The organism is Curtobacterium sp. MCPF17_046 (assembly GCF_003224295.1).
Taxonomy (GTDB): Bacteria; Actinomycetota; Actinomycetes; order Actinomycetales; family Microbacteriaceae; genus Curtobacterium.
The window spans coordinates 26503-44817 of the sequence record NZ_QKLB01000010.1; the positions used below are offsets into that span (position 1 = coordinate 26503).

Genomic DNA, 18315 nt, shown 5'->3' on the forward strand with positions numbered 1-18315 from the left:
GCACCCCCTCTCCGTCCGGTGGGCGGCGCACCTGCGGTTGGATGGTCTCCATGAACGTGCTGACCGTGGACGGCCTCGCCGCCGTGACGAACGTGCTCGACCTCACCGGGGTCTTCGCGTCCGCGCTGCTCGGCGGGTCGATCGCACGGACGATGGACTTCGACCTGTTCGGGTTCCTCGTGGTCGGCTTCGTGTCCGGCCTCGGCGGTGGGCTGCTGCGGGACGTCCTGCTGCAGAACGGGCCGCCCGTCGCCCTGACCGACCCGCTCTACCTGCCGGTCGCGGTCGCCGGCGCCCTCGCGGCGTTCTTCGTCTCCTTCTCCGAACGCACCTGGGACCGGCTCTTCACCGTGCTCGACGCCGCCGTCATCGGATTCTGGGCGGTGGTCGGCGTGCAGCGGACCTTCGACGCCGGACTGGAGTGGCCCGCCGCGATCATCATGGGCACCGTCACCGCGGTGGGGGGCGGGGCCATGCGCGACATGCTCCTGCGCCGTGTGCCGGCGGTCTTCGGCGGGAACGCCCTGTACGCGACGGTTGCGGTCGCCGCGTCCGCCGTGATGGTGGTCGCCTCGTACCTCGGCTCGCCGTCGATCGGCATCCTGGTCGCGATCCTGCTCTCGCTCGTCCTCCGGTGGGGCGCGGTCCGGCGCGGGTGGGGCCTGCCGAACGGTCGCGACTGGCAGCCGCAGTCCCGGCTGGCCTCCCTGCTGCGCCGCGGGCGCGGGCGTGGTCGTCGGTTCGTCCGCCCCGAGGCCGTCCGGCTACTCCGCCGTCCCGGTCGACGAGCCGGCGCGGGCAGCGTGCACACCGACGGCGAAGCGCCGCATCCCGCGGACCCCGCCGCGGACTGAGACCGGCACTGGGATCCGCGGCGGCGCCGTCGTACACTCGAGACCGCCGGGTATCGACCCGGCCGCACACCCGGTCGTCGCACCGACGTGACCCGAAGACGGCGGTCCCGTCCGGGACGTGCGGGCACGAGGGGCTGCCGCCCGCGCGGCGACCGACGCACGGCGCGGCTCCCCCACCCGCACCCACCGCCGTCACCACCGGCGGTGCCCCGGCACCGACCAGCAGAGTCCCGGAACAGGATCCGATGACCGACGCACCCGAACCGCACACTCCCGGCCCCGACCGCACGAGGTCGGTCCCGCGCACGCCACGCGCCGAGGTCCGGGAGCGCCTGCTCACCGCCGGCGCCCGGGCCTTCGCCGAGCAGGGCGTGCACGAAGCCCGGCTCGACGACATCGCCGCCGCCGCCGGGTTCAGCAAGGGCGCCGTCTACTCGAACTTCTCGTCGAAGGAGGACCTGGTCGGGCAGGTCATGCAACGGGCCACGAACCTCGTGCTCCGATCGCTGCAGGAGCTCGTCCGGGTCGACATCGAGGCCGCGGACGTCGGGGACGTCGTCCGCGCCGCGTTCGGCCGGCACGACCAGAGCGCCCAGTTCGCCCTGCTCTCCGAACTGAGGGGCTACGCGATCCGCCACCCCGAGTTCATGCCCGAGTTCGTCCGACAGCGTCGACACCTGCACGACGGCGTCCGCGAACTCGTCCACCGGTGGTTCGCCGCGCACCCGGAGCTCGACCCCGGCATGCCGCTCGACACCTTCGCCACGCTGCTCGTCGCAGCCAACTCCGGGACCGTGTTCGACGCCCCCGCGCTCGACGACGCCAACCCGGGCGACGTCGTCGCCGCCCTCGTCGAGGCGGTCATCCGGCCGCGTTGACCGGTCGTCCGTGCGTCCACGCCGACGAGGGCAGCAGGCTCGGCGGGAGCAGCCGCGACCGCAGCACCTGCCGGCGGGACACGGCCGCGTCCAGCACGGTCCGGGCCTCCCGGAGTGCCGTCACGAGCGCCTGCGGGTCGGCCGCACCACCCGCCGCGTACCGTTCCCGGTCGACCGCGTCGACGACCGTCTCCAGGTGCGGGACCACCGCGGACGGGACGGTCGCACGGAGCCGTCCGAGCACCGCCCGTGCCGTCCGCGCGGCGGCGGCGGCGTCGCCCGGCGGCGCGGACACCGGGGCGAACCCGTGGTCGTCGAGGTCGTCGAGGAGTTCCCGCCACGCGGTCACGGCCGGGTCGCGGCCGGCGGACACCGCGGCCGTCCGACGGCGACGACGGACCGCCCGCAGCAGGCCCGGCGCGACGAGGAGCACGAGTGCGACGAGCAGTCCGACGAGCACGCCCCAGGCCCGGGAGGCTCCCCCACCGCCCGTCCCGCCGGTCGCGTCCGCCCCGGCCCCCGCACTCGGCTCGGCGCTCGGTGAGGCCGAGGGGGCGGTGGTCTCGCCAGGAGCAGGCAGCGGCGTCTCGGAGGGGGCGGCCGACGGCGTCGACGTCGGGGTGGACTCGGCCTGCGCGGCGGCGTCCGACGCCGGTGTGGGCTCGAACGCGACCCAGCCGGCCCCGCGGATGTACAGCTCCGGCCACGAGTGCAGCTGCCGGTTCGACACCGTGTACTCGCCGTCCTCCTTCGCGCCGCCGGCCCGGTACCCCACCGCGATGCGGGACGGGATGCCGAGCGTGCGGGCCATGACCGCCATCGCGGAGGCGAAGTGCACGCAGTAGCCCGATCGCTCCCGCAGGAAGGTCGCGACGACGTCCATGCTGTCGCCGTCGTACCCGCGCTCGACGGGGGCCGTCTCCGAGTACTCGAACAGCCCGCTGCGGAACCACTGCTCGAGCGCCCGCGCCCGCTCGTAGTCGCCCGTCGTCGAACCCTCGACCCGGGCGGCGGTGTCGGCGATCACCGCCGGCAGGTCGTCCGGGAGCGCGGTGTCGGTCCGGAGCTGCGCCGCGGACGGGGTGCGGAAGCCGCGGCCGTCCGCCTGGCCGAGCCGCCCCGACGCGGCCACGGCGTCGAGGTAGGCGTTCGCCGACACCGATGCGCCGTACGCCTCGTACGTGGCGCCGCGCGTGGTCGCCGGCCCGGCGGACCGGACCGTGTTCGTGTCGCCCGACCAGCGCCACTGCGTGAGGTCCAGGTTGGTCGACTGCGACTCGACCGACATCGCGCCCGCAGGCAGGGGCAGGTAGTTGCTCGACAGCCCGGTGATGCGGACCGTCACGTCGGTGCGGCCGGCGAGCCGCGGGTTCACGCCGACCGCCCACCGGGACTGGTCGGCGGTGTCGGCGGTGCTGGCGTCCGTCACGGTCGGGACCCAGTCCCCGGTCCCGAACTCGTCGAGGTCGGCGAGCTTCAGGTACTGCGGCTGCCCGTCGGCCGACCGGTACCGGAACACCTCGAGCTCGCTCGGGCGGCGGAGGTCCTGCCCGAGCTCGAGCAGCGTCCCCGGACGGCCCGGCTGGATCGGCGAGCGGACCGAGCCGGTGACGCCGGAGAGCCACCCCGAGTCGAGCGGCACGAGGGTCGGCAGCCCGACCGCGACGACGAGCCCCATCGCACCGACCACGGCGGCCGGGAGCACCCGCTGCACCGGACGGACGGAGGTCCAGAGGAGCGCGAGGAAGGCGAGCGCGGTGAGGACCACGATCCACGCGGACGGAGTCTCCCCCGTGATGATCCCCGGCACGAGCAGGATCACGAGCGCGGGCACGGCAGCGAGCGCCGCCGTCGGGGCGATCGCGGCCAGGAACAGCGACGCGCCGGCGACCCACGCGATCGCGACGGTGACGACCAGGCGGATCGCGTCGGTCTGCGGCAGCGGCGCGGGGTTGAGCCGGATGGCCGCGAGCGTCTGTCCGAGCGCACCGCTCTGGTCGAGCCAGCTGAGCGGTGCCGAGCCGTTGAGCAGCGCGACCCCGCACGAGGTGACGATGAGCGTGGCGACGAGCGCGACGAAGCGGACGCCCCGCGGGCGGGACCGGAACGCGAGCACGACGGCGACGAGCACGACGGCGACGAGCACGCCGGACACCCACCACGCGGTCCCCTGCACGAGCGGACGGATCGCGAGGGCGGCGACGAGCACCGGCACCGGGGCCAGTGCGACGACGCGGGCGTCGGGACGGTCCGGCAGGCGGTCGTCGCGGGCGAGGACCTCGCGGACGTCGACGTGGGGCCGCGGTCGGCTCGGGGTGGTGGCGGTCATGCGTGCTGTCCGTCCGCGGTCGGGTCGGCGGTCACCGGGTGCGTCCCGCCGTCGCGCTGCCCGGCACCGGGACGACGAGGACACGCCATCCGGCCCGGTCGAGGACGCCCCGCACGGCCGGGTCCGGCGGCACCACCGTGACGAGCAGGCCCCGGCTCGACCCGTTCGTGGCGGACACGAGCTCCGCGGCCTGGTCGAGGGTGCAGTGTCCCGTCACCACGGCCGTCATCCCGTGCACGTCCCGGCCCCGGACGCCGTGCAGCACCTCGGGCACGTCACGGGCACCGCTCCGCACGGAGACGTCCGCGAGCCCGACGAGGACCTCGGACAGCCCGCCGGCGTCGCCGCTGTGCCGGACGTCCCCGCCGGGTCCGTCGGTCACGAGGGCCACGCGCGAGGTCCGCGCCGACAGCGCCCGGGCGACGCTGGCCGCCACCACGACGGCGTGCTCGAAGGCCTGGTCGCCACCGAGGTCGGCGAGTTCGGCCAGGTCGTCCCGACCGAGCTGCTGGTACGACTCGCGTCGCACGTCCAGCGCGACGACCGCCTCGGGCGGTTGGGCCTGGGTGGTCTGGCGCACGTGCAGGCCGCCCCGCTTGGCGCTCTGCCCCCAGTGCACCCGGCGGATCGGGTCGCCGGGCCGGTAGGGGCGCAGTTCGCTGTCGTCGGCGGACCCGCCCTGCCCGACCCGCCCCTCGTCGGCGGACACGGCCCCGGCGAGTGCAGCGGAGTCGAGCGCCGCGAGCGGGACGGACCCGGGCACGATGACGACCTCCTCCGCGGACACGACGGGCCGGTCGATCCGCAGCAGGCCGAAGGGGTCCTCGACACGGACCGTCACCGGCCCGACGAGACCGCGCCCCCGGGAGATCGCGAGGGCCTCGACCTCGAGCACGGCCGGCGGTGTCGCCGGCCCGACGGCCAGGAGCGACGTCGGCTCCGCCGTGCTGACGAACAGGTCGTCGAGCTGCTCGGTGACGAGCAGCGTCGACCGTGGTGCGAACCGCATGCCGGACCCGCGGAGGGTGACCCGCTCCCGGTAGACCTCGCCGACCTGCACGACCGCACGTGGCGCCGACCGGGAGGCCCGGAGCGGCGCCGCCACGGCGAGTGCGGTCACGACACCGAGCACGACGAGGACGACGAGGAGCAGCCCGGCGGTCACGGCGACGCTCATCGACGTCGCCAGTCCGGCGAGGACGAGGCCGATGCCGGCCACCGTCACGGTCCAGCCGCGGAGCGTCGGGCGGGGGAACGGCGTGCGCCGCAGCATCCCGAGCCCCCGCCGTCCGTACCGGGACAGCACCGAGCGCGTCGCGCCGGTGCGACGCGCGAGCCGCCCGGCGAGGGGACGCTGGTCCGCCATCAGGACCGGACGGGCGTGGCGGTGAAGGGCACCGCGGTGTCGGCGACGATGCGGACGACTATCTCGCGGGCGGTGTCCTCGGCCGCGCCCCCGAGTCCGCGGGCGACCGGGACGAGTCGGTGGGCGAGGACGACCGGTGCGAGCGCCGCGACGTCGTCCGGGGTGACGAACGGGCGTCCGGCGAGGGCCGCAGCGGCGCGGGCGGCCTGCGCCAGGTGCAGGGTCGCACGGGGGCTCGCGCCGAGCAGCAGGTCGGGGTGCGTGCGGGTGACGCGGACGATCTCGACGATGTACGCCTCGACGTCCGCGGCGACGTGCACGGTGCGGACGGCGGCGATCATCGACCGCAGGGTGTCGACGTCGACGACCGGGCGCAGGTCGCCGAGCGGGTCGTGCGCGCCCCGGGCCGACAGCATCCGCCGTTCCGCGCGGGCGCTCGGGTACCCCATCGCGATGCGGGCCATGAAGCGGTCCCGCTGGGCCTCCGGCAGTGGGTAGGTGCCCTCCATGTCGACCGGGTTCTGCGTGGCGACGATCATGAACGGGGACTCGAGCGGCCGGGTGACGCCGTCGACGGTCACCTGCGACTCCGCCATGGCCTCGAGCAGGGCCGACTGGGTCTTCGGACTGGTGCGGTTGATCTCGTCGCCGATGACGACGTTCGCGAAGACCGGCCCGGGTGAGAACCGGAAGGTGCCGGACGACTGGTCGTAGATGTTCACGCCGGTGACGTCGGACGGGAGCATGTCGGACGTGAACTGGATGCGGTTGACCGACCCCCCGACGGACGCCCCGAGCGCCTTCGCGAGCACGGTCTTGCCGACGCCGGGGACGTCCTCGACGAGCAGGTGGCCCTCGGCGAGCATGACGGTGAGGGCCGTGCGGATCGCGTCGGGCTTGCCGTCCACCACGGTCGCGACCGACGAGGCGATGGCCGCCCCGGCTTCCTGGATCACGTCGATCGGGACGGTTCGGTGGGTCAGGTCCGGCACGCAGGTCTCCTCGCCACGGGGTCGATGTGCGGCGATGCTACCCCGGCACGGTGACAGCCAGCGGAGGATGTGTCACCGGTTGCGCGGACGGTCCTCCGGCAGCGGCATGGAGTCCAAGGACCACATCGCGACGCCGTGCAGCGAGAGCTCGCGGGCCAGGTCCTGGCGCACCCGGTAGGAGCGGGCGTCGGACCAGTGCAGCTCCCGACCGTCCGCCAGCGTCGCCGACCACTCGCCGTTGCGCGCCGACCACCGTGCCCGGTCCCCCGCCAGCCGGGCCGCGTTTGCCACGGTCAACGAGCGCTCCACGGCCCCGGGTCCCCACACGTACCCGTACCCGGCGACACCCAGGTCGATGTGACCGCGCGGGACGCCGGCGGACTGCGCCGCCCGGACGACCTGCCGTGTCCACGGGAGCGCACCGATCGTCCCCGGTCCGCTCCACGGCCCGTGCTGGTCGTAGGTCATGAGCACGACCCGGTCGACACGGCGGGCGATCTCCCGCAGGTCGTAGCCGGTGTCGCGGTAGCCCGCCCGGTCCGTCGAGGCCATCACGGCGATGGACGTCCTCGCGCTCGGGCCCAGTCGCTCGCGGACCGCCGCCCGTACCGCGTCGATGAACGCGACGAGGCCCGGTCGGTCCTGCTCCCGCAGGGACTCGAGGTCGATCTGCACGCCGTCGAAGCCGTCGCGCTGCGCCGTCCGGGCGAGCGCGCGGGCCACGCGGTCGCGGTTCGTCGCGTCGGCGAGCAGGGCCGTGCCCGTCTCGGGCGAGAAGTCGCCCAGGGTCTCCGAGAAGTTGCTCACGAGCAGCTCCGACCGGGCACCGGCCGCGTGTGCCGTGCCGGCGAGACGCGCCAGGCCGTCGGGTGCCGCGGCGAGGGCCTTCCCGTCGTCCCGGAGGGTGACGCCGTCCACGCCGATCGTGGTCGCCCGCTGTCCGGCGTCCGCGACACGGGACACCGCGTGCGGACCGGGGCCGATGTACGCCTCGGTCGTCACCGCACCCGCCGTGGCACCGCCGCCGAGCACGAGGCCCACCGCGAGCACGCCGGCCGTCACCACCACTGATCGTCGCTGCACGCGCCGACTGTACCGTGCGGTCGGGACGTGCCGCCCGGCGGTGGCGCGCTCCGCCTACCCGAACCGGCCGTTGACGTAGTCGGCGGTGCGCGGGTCCTGCGGCGCACCGAACATCGCGTCGGTCGGACCGTGCTCGACGATCGCGCCCGGGGTGCCGGCCTCGGCCAGGAAGAAGGCGCACCGGTCGGAGACACGCTGGGCCTGCTGCATGTTGTGCGTGACGATGACGACGGTGACGTCCCGCGCCAGTTCGGTGATGGTCTGCTCGATGCGGCGCGTCGACGTCGGGTCGAGGGCGGAGCACGGTTCGTCCATCAGGAGGACCCGCGGCCGGACCGCCAGCGACCGGGCGATGCAGAGGCGCTGCTGCTGGCCGCCGGAGAGCCCGCCGCCCGCCTGCCGGAGGCGGTCCTTGACCTCGTTCCAGAGCCCGGCCTTCGTCAGGGTCTCCTCGACCAGGTCGGTCTTCGCGTTCTTGTCGAGCTTGACCCCGGTGAGGGTGAGGCCGGCGAGGACGTTGTCGGCGATGCTCATCGCGGGGAACGGGTTCGGCTTCTGGAACACCATGCCGATCTGGCGTCGTGCCTCGGTGATGCGGCGGGAGGCGTCGTAGATGTCGACGTCATCGAGCAGCACCTCGCCCGCGAGCGACGCCGTGGGGACGAGTTCGTGCATGCGGTTGAGCGTCCGGAGGAACGTGCTCTTGCCGCACCCGGACGGCCCGATGAGCGCGGTGACCCGACCGGCCGGCATGGTCAGCGAGACCCGGTCGAGGACCTTGTGGTCGCCGAACCAGGCGGACACGTCACGGGCATCGAGGGTTGCCGGGGTGAGCGTCGGGATGAGCTCGGTCGGGGTGTCGGTGCCGGCGGCGAACCAGCTGTCGAACTCGTCGACCGTGGTGGCGGTGTCGGTCATGGTGGTGGCCTTTCCGGTCACATCAGGTTGGGGAGCAGGAGGGTGAGCTGCGAGGCCGCGAACAGTCCGACGGCGAGCACCACGGGGACGGCCACCACGACGGTCTGCCGGTGGCCCCACAGGCGCATCCCGACCGTGAAGAGCGCGACCATCGCGGCGAGCACGATGAGCCCGAGCACCACGAACGGCCAGACCGTCCCGTCGCCGGCCATCGTGAGCTCGCGGGGTTCGAGGCTGGAGTAGCCGAAGGCCGGGTTGGGGGTCGGCGCCGGGTCGGACACCAGCTCGGCGTCGACGCGGACGACGGAGTGCGGCAGGAACGGCAGCCCGGCACCGGAGACGAGTGTCAGCCGACCGTCACCGACCGCCATCGGGGCCGGGACGGGGTCGCCGGTCCGGCGCACGTCGGTCACGCGGTACCGGGCGGTGCCCTGGCCGGTGGTGGCGGTGAGGGTGTCGCCGCGGCGCAGCTCGGCGATGCGGCCGAACGGGCCGCCGTAGGCCGTCTGGCGTCCGTACACGACACTCGCCCCCGCCTGTCCGGGGAGCGGGGTGTCCCGCCGGTGACCCGGGCCGGACCGCGTGACGTCCGACGTGGTGCCCTGGAGGACGACCGAGCGCAGGCCGATCGCGGGGACCCGGAGGAGGGCGACCGGGGTGCCGTCCGCGACGAGACGGCCGTCGGGCCCGGTCTGCCCCACGGGGGCGGTCGCGTTCGCGAGCTCGAACCGGTAGGCGTCGACGGCGAGCTGCTGGTCGCGGACGTACGAGACCTGCGAGACGGCGATGAACTGCAACGCGAACCCGACCAGCAGCAACCCGACCACGACGAGCGCGGACCCGCCGAACCGCCACCGCTCGGGCCGGCCGAGTACCGGGAGTGCCCGGGCGGCGGGACCGACGGGCTCCGTCGACCACCCGCTGGTCGGGCGGCGGACGGCAGGTCGGCGGACCGTGCGTCGGGAGGTCGGCCGGCGCAGGACGGGCAGCCGTCGGGCCGGCCGGTCCCGTCGGGAGGGGGTGCTGGTCATGGTCTCGTCCATCGCAGTGGTGGGAGGGGCCCGGCCGGCCGCGGTGCGGCCGACCGGGCAGGGGGTGTTACTTGGTGACCTTGAGGGTCGCGGCCTTGCTGGCGCTGTTCCAGGTCGTGCTGCCGCCGTAGGACACGGTCAGCTTGTGGGTGCCGGCCTTCAGCTTCGGCAGGGTGACGGTCACGCGGCCGTCCTTGCTCGACACGGTGCCGGAGGCGAGCTTCTTGCTGCCCTCCTTGACGGTGACGGTCCCGGTCGGCACCGAGCCGGCGCCGGAGACCCGGACGGCGACCTTCGCCTTGGCCGAGGCCTTGACCGACTTGATCGCGCTGACCGTGACGGTCGCGGTGCCCTTGGCCGCCGCGGCGGACACGGTCGGGCTCGTCACGGTCGTGCCCGACGCCTTCCCGACGTAGACCGCGCTGAGCTTGTACGAGGCCGCCTTCGGGACGAACGAGACGGTCGCGGTGCCGGCAGCGGCCACCTGGGCGGTGCCGAGGGTCTCCTTGCCGTTCTTCAGCGTGACCGTGCCGCCGGCTGCGTCCGCGCCGGTGACCGTGACGGCCACCTTCGCGGTCTTGCCGACCGTGAGCTTCGGGGCGGTCAGTGCCACGGCGGTCGCAGGGGCGACGTCGACGGTGGACGGCGCGGAGCTGCTGGACGCGACACCGGCGAGCGCCGGGACGAACAGCGCCGTGACCGAGGCCGATCCGGCGGGCAGGGTGACCGAGGCGGTGCCGGTCGTGGCGCCGCGCGCGATCGTGCCGATGCCCACGACCGTGGTGCCCTTGAACACCTTGACCGTGCCACCGCCCGCGCCGAACGAGTCGACGGAGACCGATGCGGTGACGGCCTTGCCCGCCGTGGCCGTCGCCGGGACGGTGAGCTTCGTGGTGCTCGGGGACGCGGTGACCGAGCGCAGCTGGTCGTAGCCGCAGGTGGTCGCCGGCGTGGTGGCGGGCTCCGGGAGGAAGCCGTAGGCGGCGATCGTGGCGGTCTGCTTGCAGACGAGCGAGTCCTTGCCCACGAAGGTCTTCGCGATCGCGCTCGACGGGTCGTCGGCCAGGCGGGACGGCACGATGTTGTAGACGTCGCGGACGAAGCCGGCGTACGCGGGGTTGGTCGCGTACGACGAGCCGCTGCCGGTGGTGGCCGGGGCCTGCTTGCCGTCGACGACGCTCAGCGGCGCGAGCACCACGCCGTGGCGACGGTCCTTGACCGAGCCGACGCCGTTCGCCTGCGCAACCCACTGGCTGACCGAGAACGGGGCGAGGGCGAGCGTTCCCCCGGTGGTGCTGTCGACGATCGCCTGGCCGTTGTGCTCCTCGATCGGCTCACCGGCCACCGTGTCGGACACGAACGGGCTGGTCGAGGTGAAGCCGGAGGCGTCGGTGAGGCCGAGCTTGCCGAGGAAGTAGCTGCGGGTGCCCGAGCCGAACTTCGGCAGGAGCGGCTTGATCTTCACGGCCGTGGTGCCGTCGGGGCCGGTGGCGGACGAGCCGACCGAGTCGTACGAGCCGTCGGCCCTGAAGTAGGCGTGGGTGACGTCGCCGCGGTACACGTTCCACAGGGTCGGGGCGGTCTTCGCCTGGGTGCCGTCGCCGACGAAGAAGGGGACCTTCGCGAGCTTGCTGCCGGGGGCGTACGCCACGTCGACGGCGTCGCGGGCGAACGGGACGTACGCGACGACGCCGTCGGACGCGGTGCTCGACGGGCCGCTCGAGGACCGGGCGAAGTCGAGCTGACCGACCACCGAGGAGTCGACCGTCGTGCTCGTGCCGTCGGCCAGCGCGACGCCGGACTTGCTGGCGATCGCACCGATGGCGACGAGGAGCGCGTCACGACCGGCACCGGATCCGGACACGCGCGGGATCGCCTTGCCGCCGGCACGGGTGACCACCGAGGGACCGGCGTTCGCCGCGTCGTAGGAGGCGATCTGTCCGCCGCCGACGGCCGTCGCCACGCCGTTCATGACGTCCTGCGTGGTGTCCGAGCCGAGTCCGACGAGGGTGCCGAACGCGTTGCCGGCCGGGTCCGCCTGGGCGGCCGGCACGGCGAGGGCACCGACGATCAGGGCGGTCGCCCCGAACGTGACGCCGATCTTGCAGAAGGTGTTCGCCTTCATGGCTGGTGGTTCCTTTCGTGGGTTCCGACGCGGCCCAGGTGGCAGCAGTCGATGGGGTGGAACGGGGTCACACGTGGGCGGCGGCCAGCATCGCCAGCCTCCGTCCGCGGCGGATCAGGAACGGACCGATGCCGAGGGCCGGCACGCCGGCCCCGAGTGCGGCGGCGAGTCCCATGCGGGTCGCGGCCAGGGGCTGGTCCGTGGTGCGGTGGTCGGGTCCGTCCGCGGCGGCGGCCTGGTCGACGTCGTTCGACGACGGCTCCTGGAGGGCCGGGACCTCGGGAGCGGACACCGGACCGGTGGACGTCGAGCCGGTGTCGGTCGACCCGACGGGCAGCGACTGGTCCTCCGGTGCGGAGGCCGGTGGGGCCTCCGCCTCCGGCGTTCCGCCGGTCCCCGGAGCGGCCGGGGCGGCCTCGGGGCAGGCGGCGGCGACGGCACGGGTGTCGACGAGGTCGGCTGCGACGGTCTCCGCCTGGGTCGTCATGGCGGCGGGCAGCGGCACGTACCCGGCGGGCAGTTCGCCCTGCCGTTCGCCCTGGACCTGCCCCTTGCCCGCCGCGTAGCCGATGAACCCCGCGTAGGCGCGGCGTTCCTCGGGCGTCGCGGCGCAGACGTTGACGGCGGCGTAGCTGAGCATCGACAGCGGGTAGGCGCCGGGGGTGCGGTCTGCCGGGTCCGCGACGACGACCCCGGGGACGGTCGACGCGCGCATCGTGGCGACGCCTGCGGCGACCGACTCGGGTGTCGGTGCGACCGCCTCGCCGGCTCCGTTCACGAGCTTCGCGGTCGGCAGGCCGTAGCGCGCGGCCGACGCGGCGTCCGTGATCGTCAGGACGAACCGGCTGCCGGGTACCTGGGCACCGAGCGAGGTGTAGCCCTTCGGCTGCCCGAACGGGTTCCAGGAGCTCTTCTCGTTCGGGTCGGCCTTGAGGGTGCGGTACGCCCCCTCGTGCATGTCGTTCATGTAGGGACGCATGTCGAGCGTGCCGTAGCCGGTCTCGTCGGGGTCACCGCCCTTCGCGATGGTCAGGTCGGCCTTCGGGAAGCTGTCCACACTCGTGTCGGTGGCGAGCGCCAGCGACCGGTACGCCGGGTTGATCCGCATCCCCCACTCGTCGGGACGGCCGTCGAGGAACGCGGCCGCCACCGGGTCGGAGCGGAGCCACGACCACACCCGGCCGTTCGCGTCGGCGTTGCCGAGCGCGACCATGAGCCCGGCCGGGGCGGTGTCGCTCTTCGACCCGACGAACGTCGGGTTGAGCGCGAGGAACTCCGGGTCGGTGACGAGGCTGGCCGCGTTCCCCTGCAGGGTCGTGTTCCCGCTGCCACGACCGGGGACGTCGGCCTGGTACGACTGCGTCAGCAGCTTCGCGACGAGGCGGGCGTCGAGCGTCAGGTCGAGGGCCTGGAGGCCGTCACGCACCTTCGCGGGCGCGTCCGGGTACAGGCGGTAGTCGATGGTGAACGCGACCACGACGGCGGACTGCGCGACGGGCGCGTACCGGATGGTGTTCTCCGCCGCGACGGCCTTCGCGAGCGGACTGGTCACGAGGGCGAGACGGGAGGAGCCGTCCACCTCCGAGACGATCTGGTTCGCGGCCTCGCCGTCGCCGATCTGGGAGAACCCGTAGGTGGTCCCGAGGCCGCAGAGCGCCGGTTGCCAGGCGGTGACGGCCTCGGTGGCGGTCTCCGACCCGACCAGGCGCTCCTCGGCGTTGCCGATCGGGCAGGACTGCGCGACGGACTGGAACCCGAGCGGGAACACCAAGCGGTTGCGCCACGCGGAGGCCGACAACGGGGACCCGGTCACGCGACCGGCGGCCGTCGAGTCGGCGGTGCTGCCGTCGAGGTTGTGCGAGCCGCGCGGGACGACCACGAGCCAGCAGGACCGGGGCGTGCTCGTGCCGGCGACCTCCTGGCCGCACCCGAGCTGCGGCGCCTCGAGCCCGGACTGCGTCTCGAAGACGACCTGCCCCGTGCCGTCACCCGCCGTGCGACCGGCGGTGACCTCGTTCGAGGTGTTCGCGTCGAACTGCTTGGACAGCTCCGTGGAGGTCTTCGCCAGGGTCCCGTCGACCGCGCGGAACGGCATCCGGTACGCCTTGAGGAACGGGTTCTCGGCGGGCGGTTCGAGCATGAGGTCCGGGTCGGCCTGCTCGCCGACGAGGGTGGTGTCCTGCACGGGGTCGTCGCCGCGGACGAGGTCCCGCTTGGCGGCGCCGACGCCGGTCCGGCTGCTGACAGCGGCCGACGGCGCACCCCACACGCACTGCTGCGGGGAGGGACCGGCCGGGTCGTCGCCCCAGCACTGCATGATCTGCACGTAGTCGGTCGCGTACTCGCTCGGCGAGGTCGTCTTCGCTCCGCTCCAGCTGACCGTGATGCCCTGGTCGGTGAGCTCCTCCGTCTGGCTCACCCGGAAGGTCATCCCCGAGAAGGTCTCGGCGTCCGGGTCGGGCGTGCCGGTGCCCGGAGCCTGACCGCCGCCGAGCGACGCCTGGGCCTCCTCCCACGTCAGGGTCATAGCGGAACTATCCGTCGGGGCGGTGGCCGAGGCGGGCGCGGTCACGACGAGCAGGGACCCGGCGACCGTCGTCGTGATGATGCCGAAGGCGAGCGCGGCGGAGCCGAGCCGGACGAGGTGCTGGTTCTTCACTTGCGGACCCTCCGTCGGGAGACGAGCACGCCGATGAACGGCGGCAGCAGCACGAGGGCGAGCAGGGCCGCGACGGCGACGAGCATGAGCGTCTGGCGCGAGCTCCACCCGTGCAGCGCGTCGACGGACACCGGGAGCGCCGCGACGTTCTGGCAGACACCGCTGTCGGCGTCGCACTGCACCGGGGAGCCGTTGCCGACCGCGTTCGCTGCGACACCGGTGCCGCCGGGACCGCCGCTGCCACCGCCGGACAGGGCCTCACCGCCGGAGCCGGAGGCTCCGGAGAAGGAGCCTCCCGACGTCGCCGTGGCGCCCTCGCCGGAGCCGGACGTACCCGTCGCTCCCCCGCCCTTCGACGAGCCGCCCTGGGTCTGCCTCGGCGTCTCGGTGGCCTTCGCGCCGCCGGTGCCCACGGTGCACTGCTCCGCACCGAGCTTGTCGCAGGCCGGGGGCTGCGGGGCCTTGGCCGCCAGCGTGTTCGTGCCGTCCGCCGAGAACGTCGGGTTGTTGCACTTCCGGATGTCGACGTCCTTCGCGACCGCACCGGGGATCCGGCGCACCTGCTCGAGACCGGCCTGCACCAGGTTGATCGGCAGCGGCGAGTAGCCGAGGACCTCGGCCTGCTGCTGCCCCTCGCACAGGAAGTAGTAGTCGAACGCGGCGAGGGTCTTGCCCTTCGCCGGGGTCAGGCTGGCGTCGGTGGTCGTCGGGATGACCATGTAGGAGTACGACGACAGCGGGTAGGTGCGCGCGTCCGCGTTGTCGTAGACGCCGTCGAGCACCTGGGTGAGGTACGCCGACGAGTTCTTGTCCTCGTTGATCTTCGCCCCGAGGAGCCCGACCGCGACGTTCGAGGCGGTGGGCTCGACGTAGTAGCCCGCCTTGTTGAGCACCTTCGCGACCGGGTACCCGGTCTTCAGCGCGTAGGAGTACTCGACGTACGTGATCGTGCCGACGTTCGCCTTCTGCGCCACGTAGCCGGAGACACCCTGCGAGTTCGGCTGGGCGATGAAGCCCTTGCCGGGGACGGTCGGGTAGTTCGACGTCACGCCGCACGGCAGCGGCCGTCCGGCCTGCTTGCAGTACGCGTCCCACTCGGACGGGTACTTCTTGCTCAGCCAGGTGGTGAACTGCGCGGTCGAACCGGAGCCGTCGGAACGGACGACGGGCACGACCGGGCGCTTCGGGAGTTCGAGGCCGGGGTTGTCCGCCTTGATCGCCGGGTCGTCCCAGCTCGTGATCTTCCCCGTGAACACCCCCGCGAGCACCGGACCGGACAGCCGCAGGTTCGTGATCTGTTTGCCGCCCGAGCTGAGGTTGTACATGAACGACGTGCCGCCCGCGACGACCGGCATGTAGCCGTACCCGACGGTGGGCGGGTCGTCCGTGACCCCGCCGTCCTTGATGCCGTACGGGATCTCCGACACCGCGAAGTCCACCGTGCCGGCCTTGAACTGGTTGCGGCCGTCGGACGAACCCGTGCTCGCGTACCGGACCTTCATGCCGTACTGCTGCACGTTCACCGCCCACTGCTGGATGGCGACGGAGCTCCACGAGGAACCGGCACCCGAGATGGGCACGTAGTTCTCGGCCGCGCTCGCGGCGGTGGTGGGCAGGGTGGTGAGGGCCAGCACGGCGGCGGCCAGGAGCGCACCGATCGTGCGCCTTCTGCGGGTGGTCACGAGGGGTCCTTCGGGGAGGAGTCGGTCAGGCGGGAGTTGAGGCTGTCCACGTGGCGGTCGACGAACCGGCGGGCGGAACGGACGGCGGGTGCGACGGCGGCCAGACCGCGGCGGACCAGTCGACCGGCGGCACGGATGCGGTCGTTGCGGCGTTCCCGGGTCGCGACGGTCTGCGCACCGATCACGCGGGCGATGACGAACAGCACGAGCACGAGGGACATGAGCACCGCGGCGGCGCCGAAGCCGCGGGCGATCATGTTCGGCTCCGGCGACTTGACGAACTCGAAGATCGCCAGGGGCAGTGAGATCATCGGGCCGTTCGTCGGGTCGATGTTGAGGTCCGGCGCGTACCCGGCGGTGAGCAGCACCGGGCTCGTCTCGCCGATCCCGCGTGCCGTCGCCAGGATTACCGCGGTGACGAGGCCGGACCGCGAGGTCGGGAGGACGACGCGCCAGACGGTCTGCCACTGCCCCGCACCCAGTCCGATCGACGCCTCCTTGAGGGTCGACGGGACCAGGCGGAGCACGACGTCGGCGGACCGGATCATGATCGGCAGCATCATCACGCTGATCGCGAGCGACGCCGCGAAGCCGGACTTGTCGACGCCGAGTCCGACGATGACGCTGGCGTAGATGAACAGCCCGGCGACGATCGACGGGAGGGCCGTCATCGCCTCGACGATGGTCCGGACGAACCGGGCGAACGGCCCCGGCACCTCGGTGAGGAACAGCGCGGTCGTGATCCCGAGCGGGACGGTGATGAGGAGCGCGATCGAGATCTGGATGAGCGACCCGGCGATGGCGTGCAGTACGCCGCCGGAGGTCATCGGGTCGAGCGGCCCGGTGAGTGCCATGTCCTGCGTGTAGAAGTTCGCGTGCGGCAGGGCCCTGGTGGCCCGGACGACGCTGAACCCGACGACGAAGACGAGTGTGGCGACGACGACGAACGCCAGGGTGTGGACGGCCGCCGACACCACGCGGTCCCGCACCACGGCGGCGTTCTCGGTCGTCGCGACCAGCAGCGCGTAGAACACGAGGAACATCACGTACGCGACGGCGGCGAACGCGATCGGACCGGACACCGGTGCCAGGTCGGTGAAGACCACGACCGTGACGGCGAGGGAGGCCAGGCCCGCGCCGACGTGGCAGAGCAGGTCGCTGATGCGCACCCCGCCGACGCGGCGGTCCTCGGGACCGCGGTCCGGCTCGGAGGCCCGTTCCGCCAGCGGCACGACGGTGCCGGCTCCGGCACCGGACGGGCCCGCAGCGGTCGGCGGGCTGGTCGGGACCGCTGTGCGGCGGGTCATGGCGGGCAGGGGCGTCGTGGCGCCCGACGGCGCCTGGGTGATCTCGGTCATGGCTAGCTGCTCGCTCCGGACCGTGAACGGGCGACGACCGCGGACGCGGCGAAGTTGATGCAGAGGGTCATCAGGAAGAGGGTCAGGCCGGCCGCCATCAGGGCGGACATCCCGAACGGGGTCGCGTCGCCGTAGCGGAGGGCGATGAGCGACGACACCGAGCTCGCGCCGGCCTGCAGGACGTGCGGCTGGATGACGAACACCGGCGAGATGATCATGTAGACCGCGATGGTCTCCCCCAGCGCACGGCCCAGTCCGAGCATCGTGCCGCCGATGATCCCGCCGCGGCCGAAGGGCAGCACGACCGAGCGGATCATGCCCCACTTCGTCGACCCGAGGGCGAGCGCCCCCTCCCGCTCGCCGAGCGGTGCCTGCGAGAAGACCTCGCGCATGATCGAGGTGACGATCGGGGTGATCATCAGCCCGACGACGATGCCGGCGATGAAGGTCGACGCCGTGTAGACGGTCGAGGACGCGAGCGGGTCGTTCAGGTCGATCCCCTCGACGCGGAACAGCGGGATCCACCCGAACCACTGCGAGATCCACCGCGACACCGGGGTGATCTGCCCCTGCAGGAAGAAGAACCCCCACAGGCCGTAGACGACGCTCGGGATCGCGGCCATCAGGTCGACCAGCCCGATGAAGAACTTCCGCACACGGGTCGGTGCGTACTCGGTGATGTAGAGCGCGGTACCGAGGGACAGCGGGACGGCGAGGGCGATCGCGACACAGGCGATGAGGATCGTGCCGACCAGGACGGCCGCGATGCCGAAGCGGTGGGCATCCGGGTCCCAGGCCTGCGTGGTGAGGAAGCTGAAACCGGCGACGCGGAGGGCCTCGGAGGCGCGGAACGCCAGGAACAGGCCGACCAGCGACATGATCGTGAGGACCGCGACCCCGCCAGCTCGGGCGATGATCCGGAACCTGACGTCCGACGGGTCCCGCACGACCGTGAGGAGACGGGGCGAATCTGTGGACAACGTGATCCTTCGGGATTCCGGGGCAGCTGCTCGGGCGACCGACGGAGTGCTGCTCTCCGG

The 18315-nt window shown here is 73.3% G+C and carries 13 protein-coding genes; 2 read left to right on the forward strand and 11 right to left on the reverse strand.

Annotation, left to right across the window (positions count from 1 at the left end; all coding sequences use genetic code 11):
• The first annotated feature begins 50 nt into the window (after nucleotides 1–50).
• Nucleotides 51–854 carry a trimeric intracellular cation channel family protein gene (locus DEJ32_RS10250; RefSeq protein ID WP_110901281.1) on the forward strand — a complete coding sequence of 268 codons (804 nt, stop codon included), beginning with the start codon at nucleotides 51–53 and terminating at the stop codon, nucleotides 852–854.
• Between the two features lie 245 nt (nucleotides 855–1099).
• On the forward strand, nucleotides 1100–1732 hold the full coding sequence (locus tag DEJ32_RS16395) for a TetR/AcrR family transcriptional regulator (protein WP_110901211.1): 633 nt from the start codon (nucleotides 1100–1102) through the stop codon (nucleotides 1730–1732).
• Here the strand turns inward: DEJ32_RS16395 and DEJ32_RS10260 are convergent.
• From DEJ32_RS10260 to pstC, 11 genes are all read right to left on the reverse strand, one after another.
• Nucleotides 1716–4061, reverse strand: coding sequence for a DUF3488 and transglutaminase-like domain-containing protein (locus DEJ32_RS10260; protein ID WP_110901212.1), 2346 nt, complete (start codon nucleotides 4059–4061; stop codon nucleotides 1716–1718). The two genes, DEJ32_RS16395 and DEJ32_RS10260, sit on opposite strands and share 17 nt — an antisense overlap.
• Before the next feature lie 31 nt (nucleotides 4062–4092).
• Complete coding sequence (locus DEJ32_RS10265) at nucleotides 4093–5427, reverse strand: DUF58 domain-containing protein (protein WP_110901213.1); 1335 nt, start codon at nucleotides 5425–5427, stop codon at nucleotides 4093–4095.
• Nucleotides 5427–6419: an AAA family ATPase gene (locus tag DEJ32_RS10270; RefSeq protein ID WP_375342317.1), complete on the reverse strand. Its 993-nt coding sequence runs from the start codon at nucleotides 6417–6419 to the stop codon at nucleotides 5427–5429. The genes DEJ32_RS10265 and DEJ32_RS10270 overlap by 1 nt, the downstream gene beginning before the upstream one ends.
• Before the next feature lie 72 nt (nucleotides 6420–6491).
• A complete protein-coding gene (locus tag DEJ32_RS10275; RefSeq protein ID WP_110901214.1) occupies nucleotides 6492–7502 on the reverse strand; it encodes a glycosyl hydrolase family 18 protein in 1011 nt (336 codons plus the stop codon).
• A gap of 54 nt (nucleotides 7503–7556) precedes the next feature.
• Nucleotides 7557–8420, reverse strand: coding sequence for a phosphate ABC transporter ATP-binding protein (locus DEJ32_RS10280; protein ID WP_110901215.1), 864 nt, complete (start codon nucleotides 8418–8420; stop codon nucleotides 7557–7559).
• Nucleotides 8421–8437: 17 nt separating this feature from the next.
• Nucleotides 8438–9451, reverse strand: coding sequence for a sortase (locus tag DEJ32_RS10285; protein WP_110901216.1), 1014 nt, complete (start codon nucleotides 9449–9451; stop codon nucleotides 8438–8440).
• A gap of 67 nt (nucleotides 9452–9518) precedes the next feature.
• Nucleotides 9519–11576: an Ig-like domain repeat protein gene (locus tag DEJ32_RS10290; RefSeq protein WP_110901217.1), complete on the reverse strand. Its 2058-nt coding sequence runs from the start codon at nucleotides 11574–11576 to the stop codon at nucleotides 9519–9521.
• 67 nt (nucleotides 11577–11643) lie between these two features.
• The gene (locus DEJ32_RS10295) at nucleotides 11644–14235 is read right to left on the reverse strand and encodes a hypothetical protein (RefSeq protein ID WP_110901218.1); all 2592 of its coding nucleotides are present in this window, start codon (nucleotides 14233–14235) and stop codon (nucleotides 11644–11646) included.
• Nucleotides 14232–15917: a phosphate ABC transporter substrate-binding protein PstS gene (gene pstS / locus DEJ32_RS10300; RefSeq protein ID WP_258368991.1), complete on the reverse strand. Its 1686-nt coding sequence runs from the start codon at nucleotides 15915–15917 to the stop codon at nucleotides 14232–14234. The genes DEJ32_RS10295 and pstS overlap by 4 nt, the downstream gene beginning before the upstream one ends.
• The gene (pstA, locus tag DEJ32_RS10305) at nucleotides 15914–17275 is read right to left on the reverse strand and encodes a phosphate ABC transporter permease PstA (protein WP_258368992.1); all 1362 of its coding nucleotides are present in this window, start codon (nucleotides 17273–17275) and stop codon (nucleotides 15914–15916) included. Before pstA ends, pstS begins: the two co-directional genes overlap by 4 nt.
• 2 nt (nucleotides 17276–17277) lie before the next feature.
• Nucleotides 17278–18255 carry a phosphate ABC transporter permease subunit PstC gene (pstC, locus tag DEJ32_RS10310; RefSeq protein ID WP_220033018.1) on the reverse strand — a complete coding sequence of 326 codons (978 nt, stop codon included), beginning with the start codon at nucleotides 18253–18255 and terminating at the stop codon, nucleotides 17278–17280.
• Between the last annotated feature and the right edge of the window lie 60 nt (nucleotides 18256–18315).

Coding starts and splice junctions, on each gene's coding strand:
- DEJ32_RS10250 (WP_110901281.1), top strand. CDS start 51: ATGAACGTGCTGACCGTGGACGGCCTCGCCGCCGTGACGAACGTGCTC.
- DEJ32_RS16395 (WP_110901211.1), top strand. CDS start 1,100: ATGACCGACGCACCCGAACCGCACACTCCCGGCCCCGACCGCACGAGG.
- DEJ32_RS10260 (WP_110901212.1), bottom strand. CDS start 4,061: ATGACCGCCACCACCCCGAGCCGACCGCGGCCCCACGTCGACGTCCGC.
- DEJ32_RS10265 (WP_110901213.1), bottom strand. CDS start 5,427: ATGGCGGACCAGCGTCCCCTCGCCGGGCGGCTCGCGCGTCGCACCGGC.
- DEJ32_RS10280 (WP_110901215.1), bottom strand. CDS start 8,420: ATGACCGACACCGCCACCACGGTCGACGAGTTCGACAGCTGGTTCGCC.
- DEJ32_RS10285 (WP_110901216.1), bottom strand. CDS start 9,451: ATGACCAGCACCCCCTCCCGACGGGACCGGCCGGCCCGACGGCTGCCC.
- DEJ32_RS10290 (WP_110901217.1), bottom strand. CDS start 11,576: ATGAAGGCGAACACCTTCTGCAAGATCGGCGTCACGTTCGGGGCGACC.
- pstA (WP_258368992.1), bottom strand. CDS start 17,275: ATGACCGAGATCACCCAGGCGCCGTCGGGCGCCACGACGCCCCTGCCC.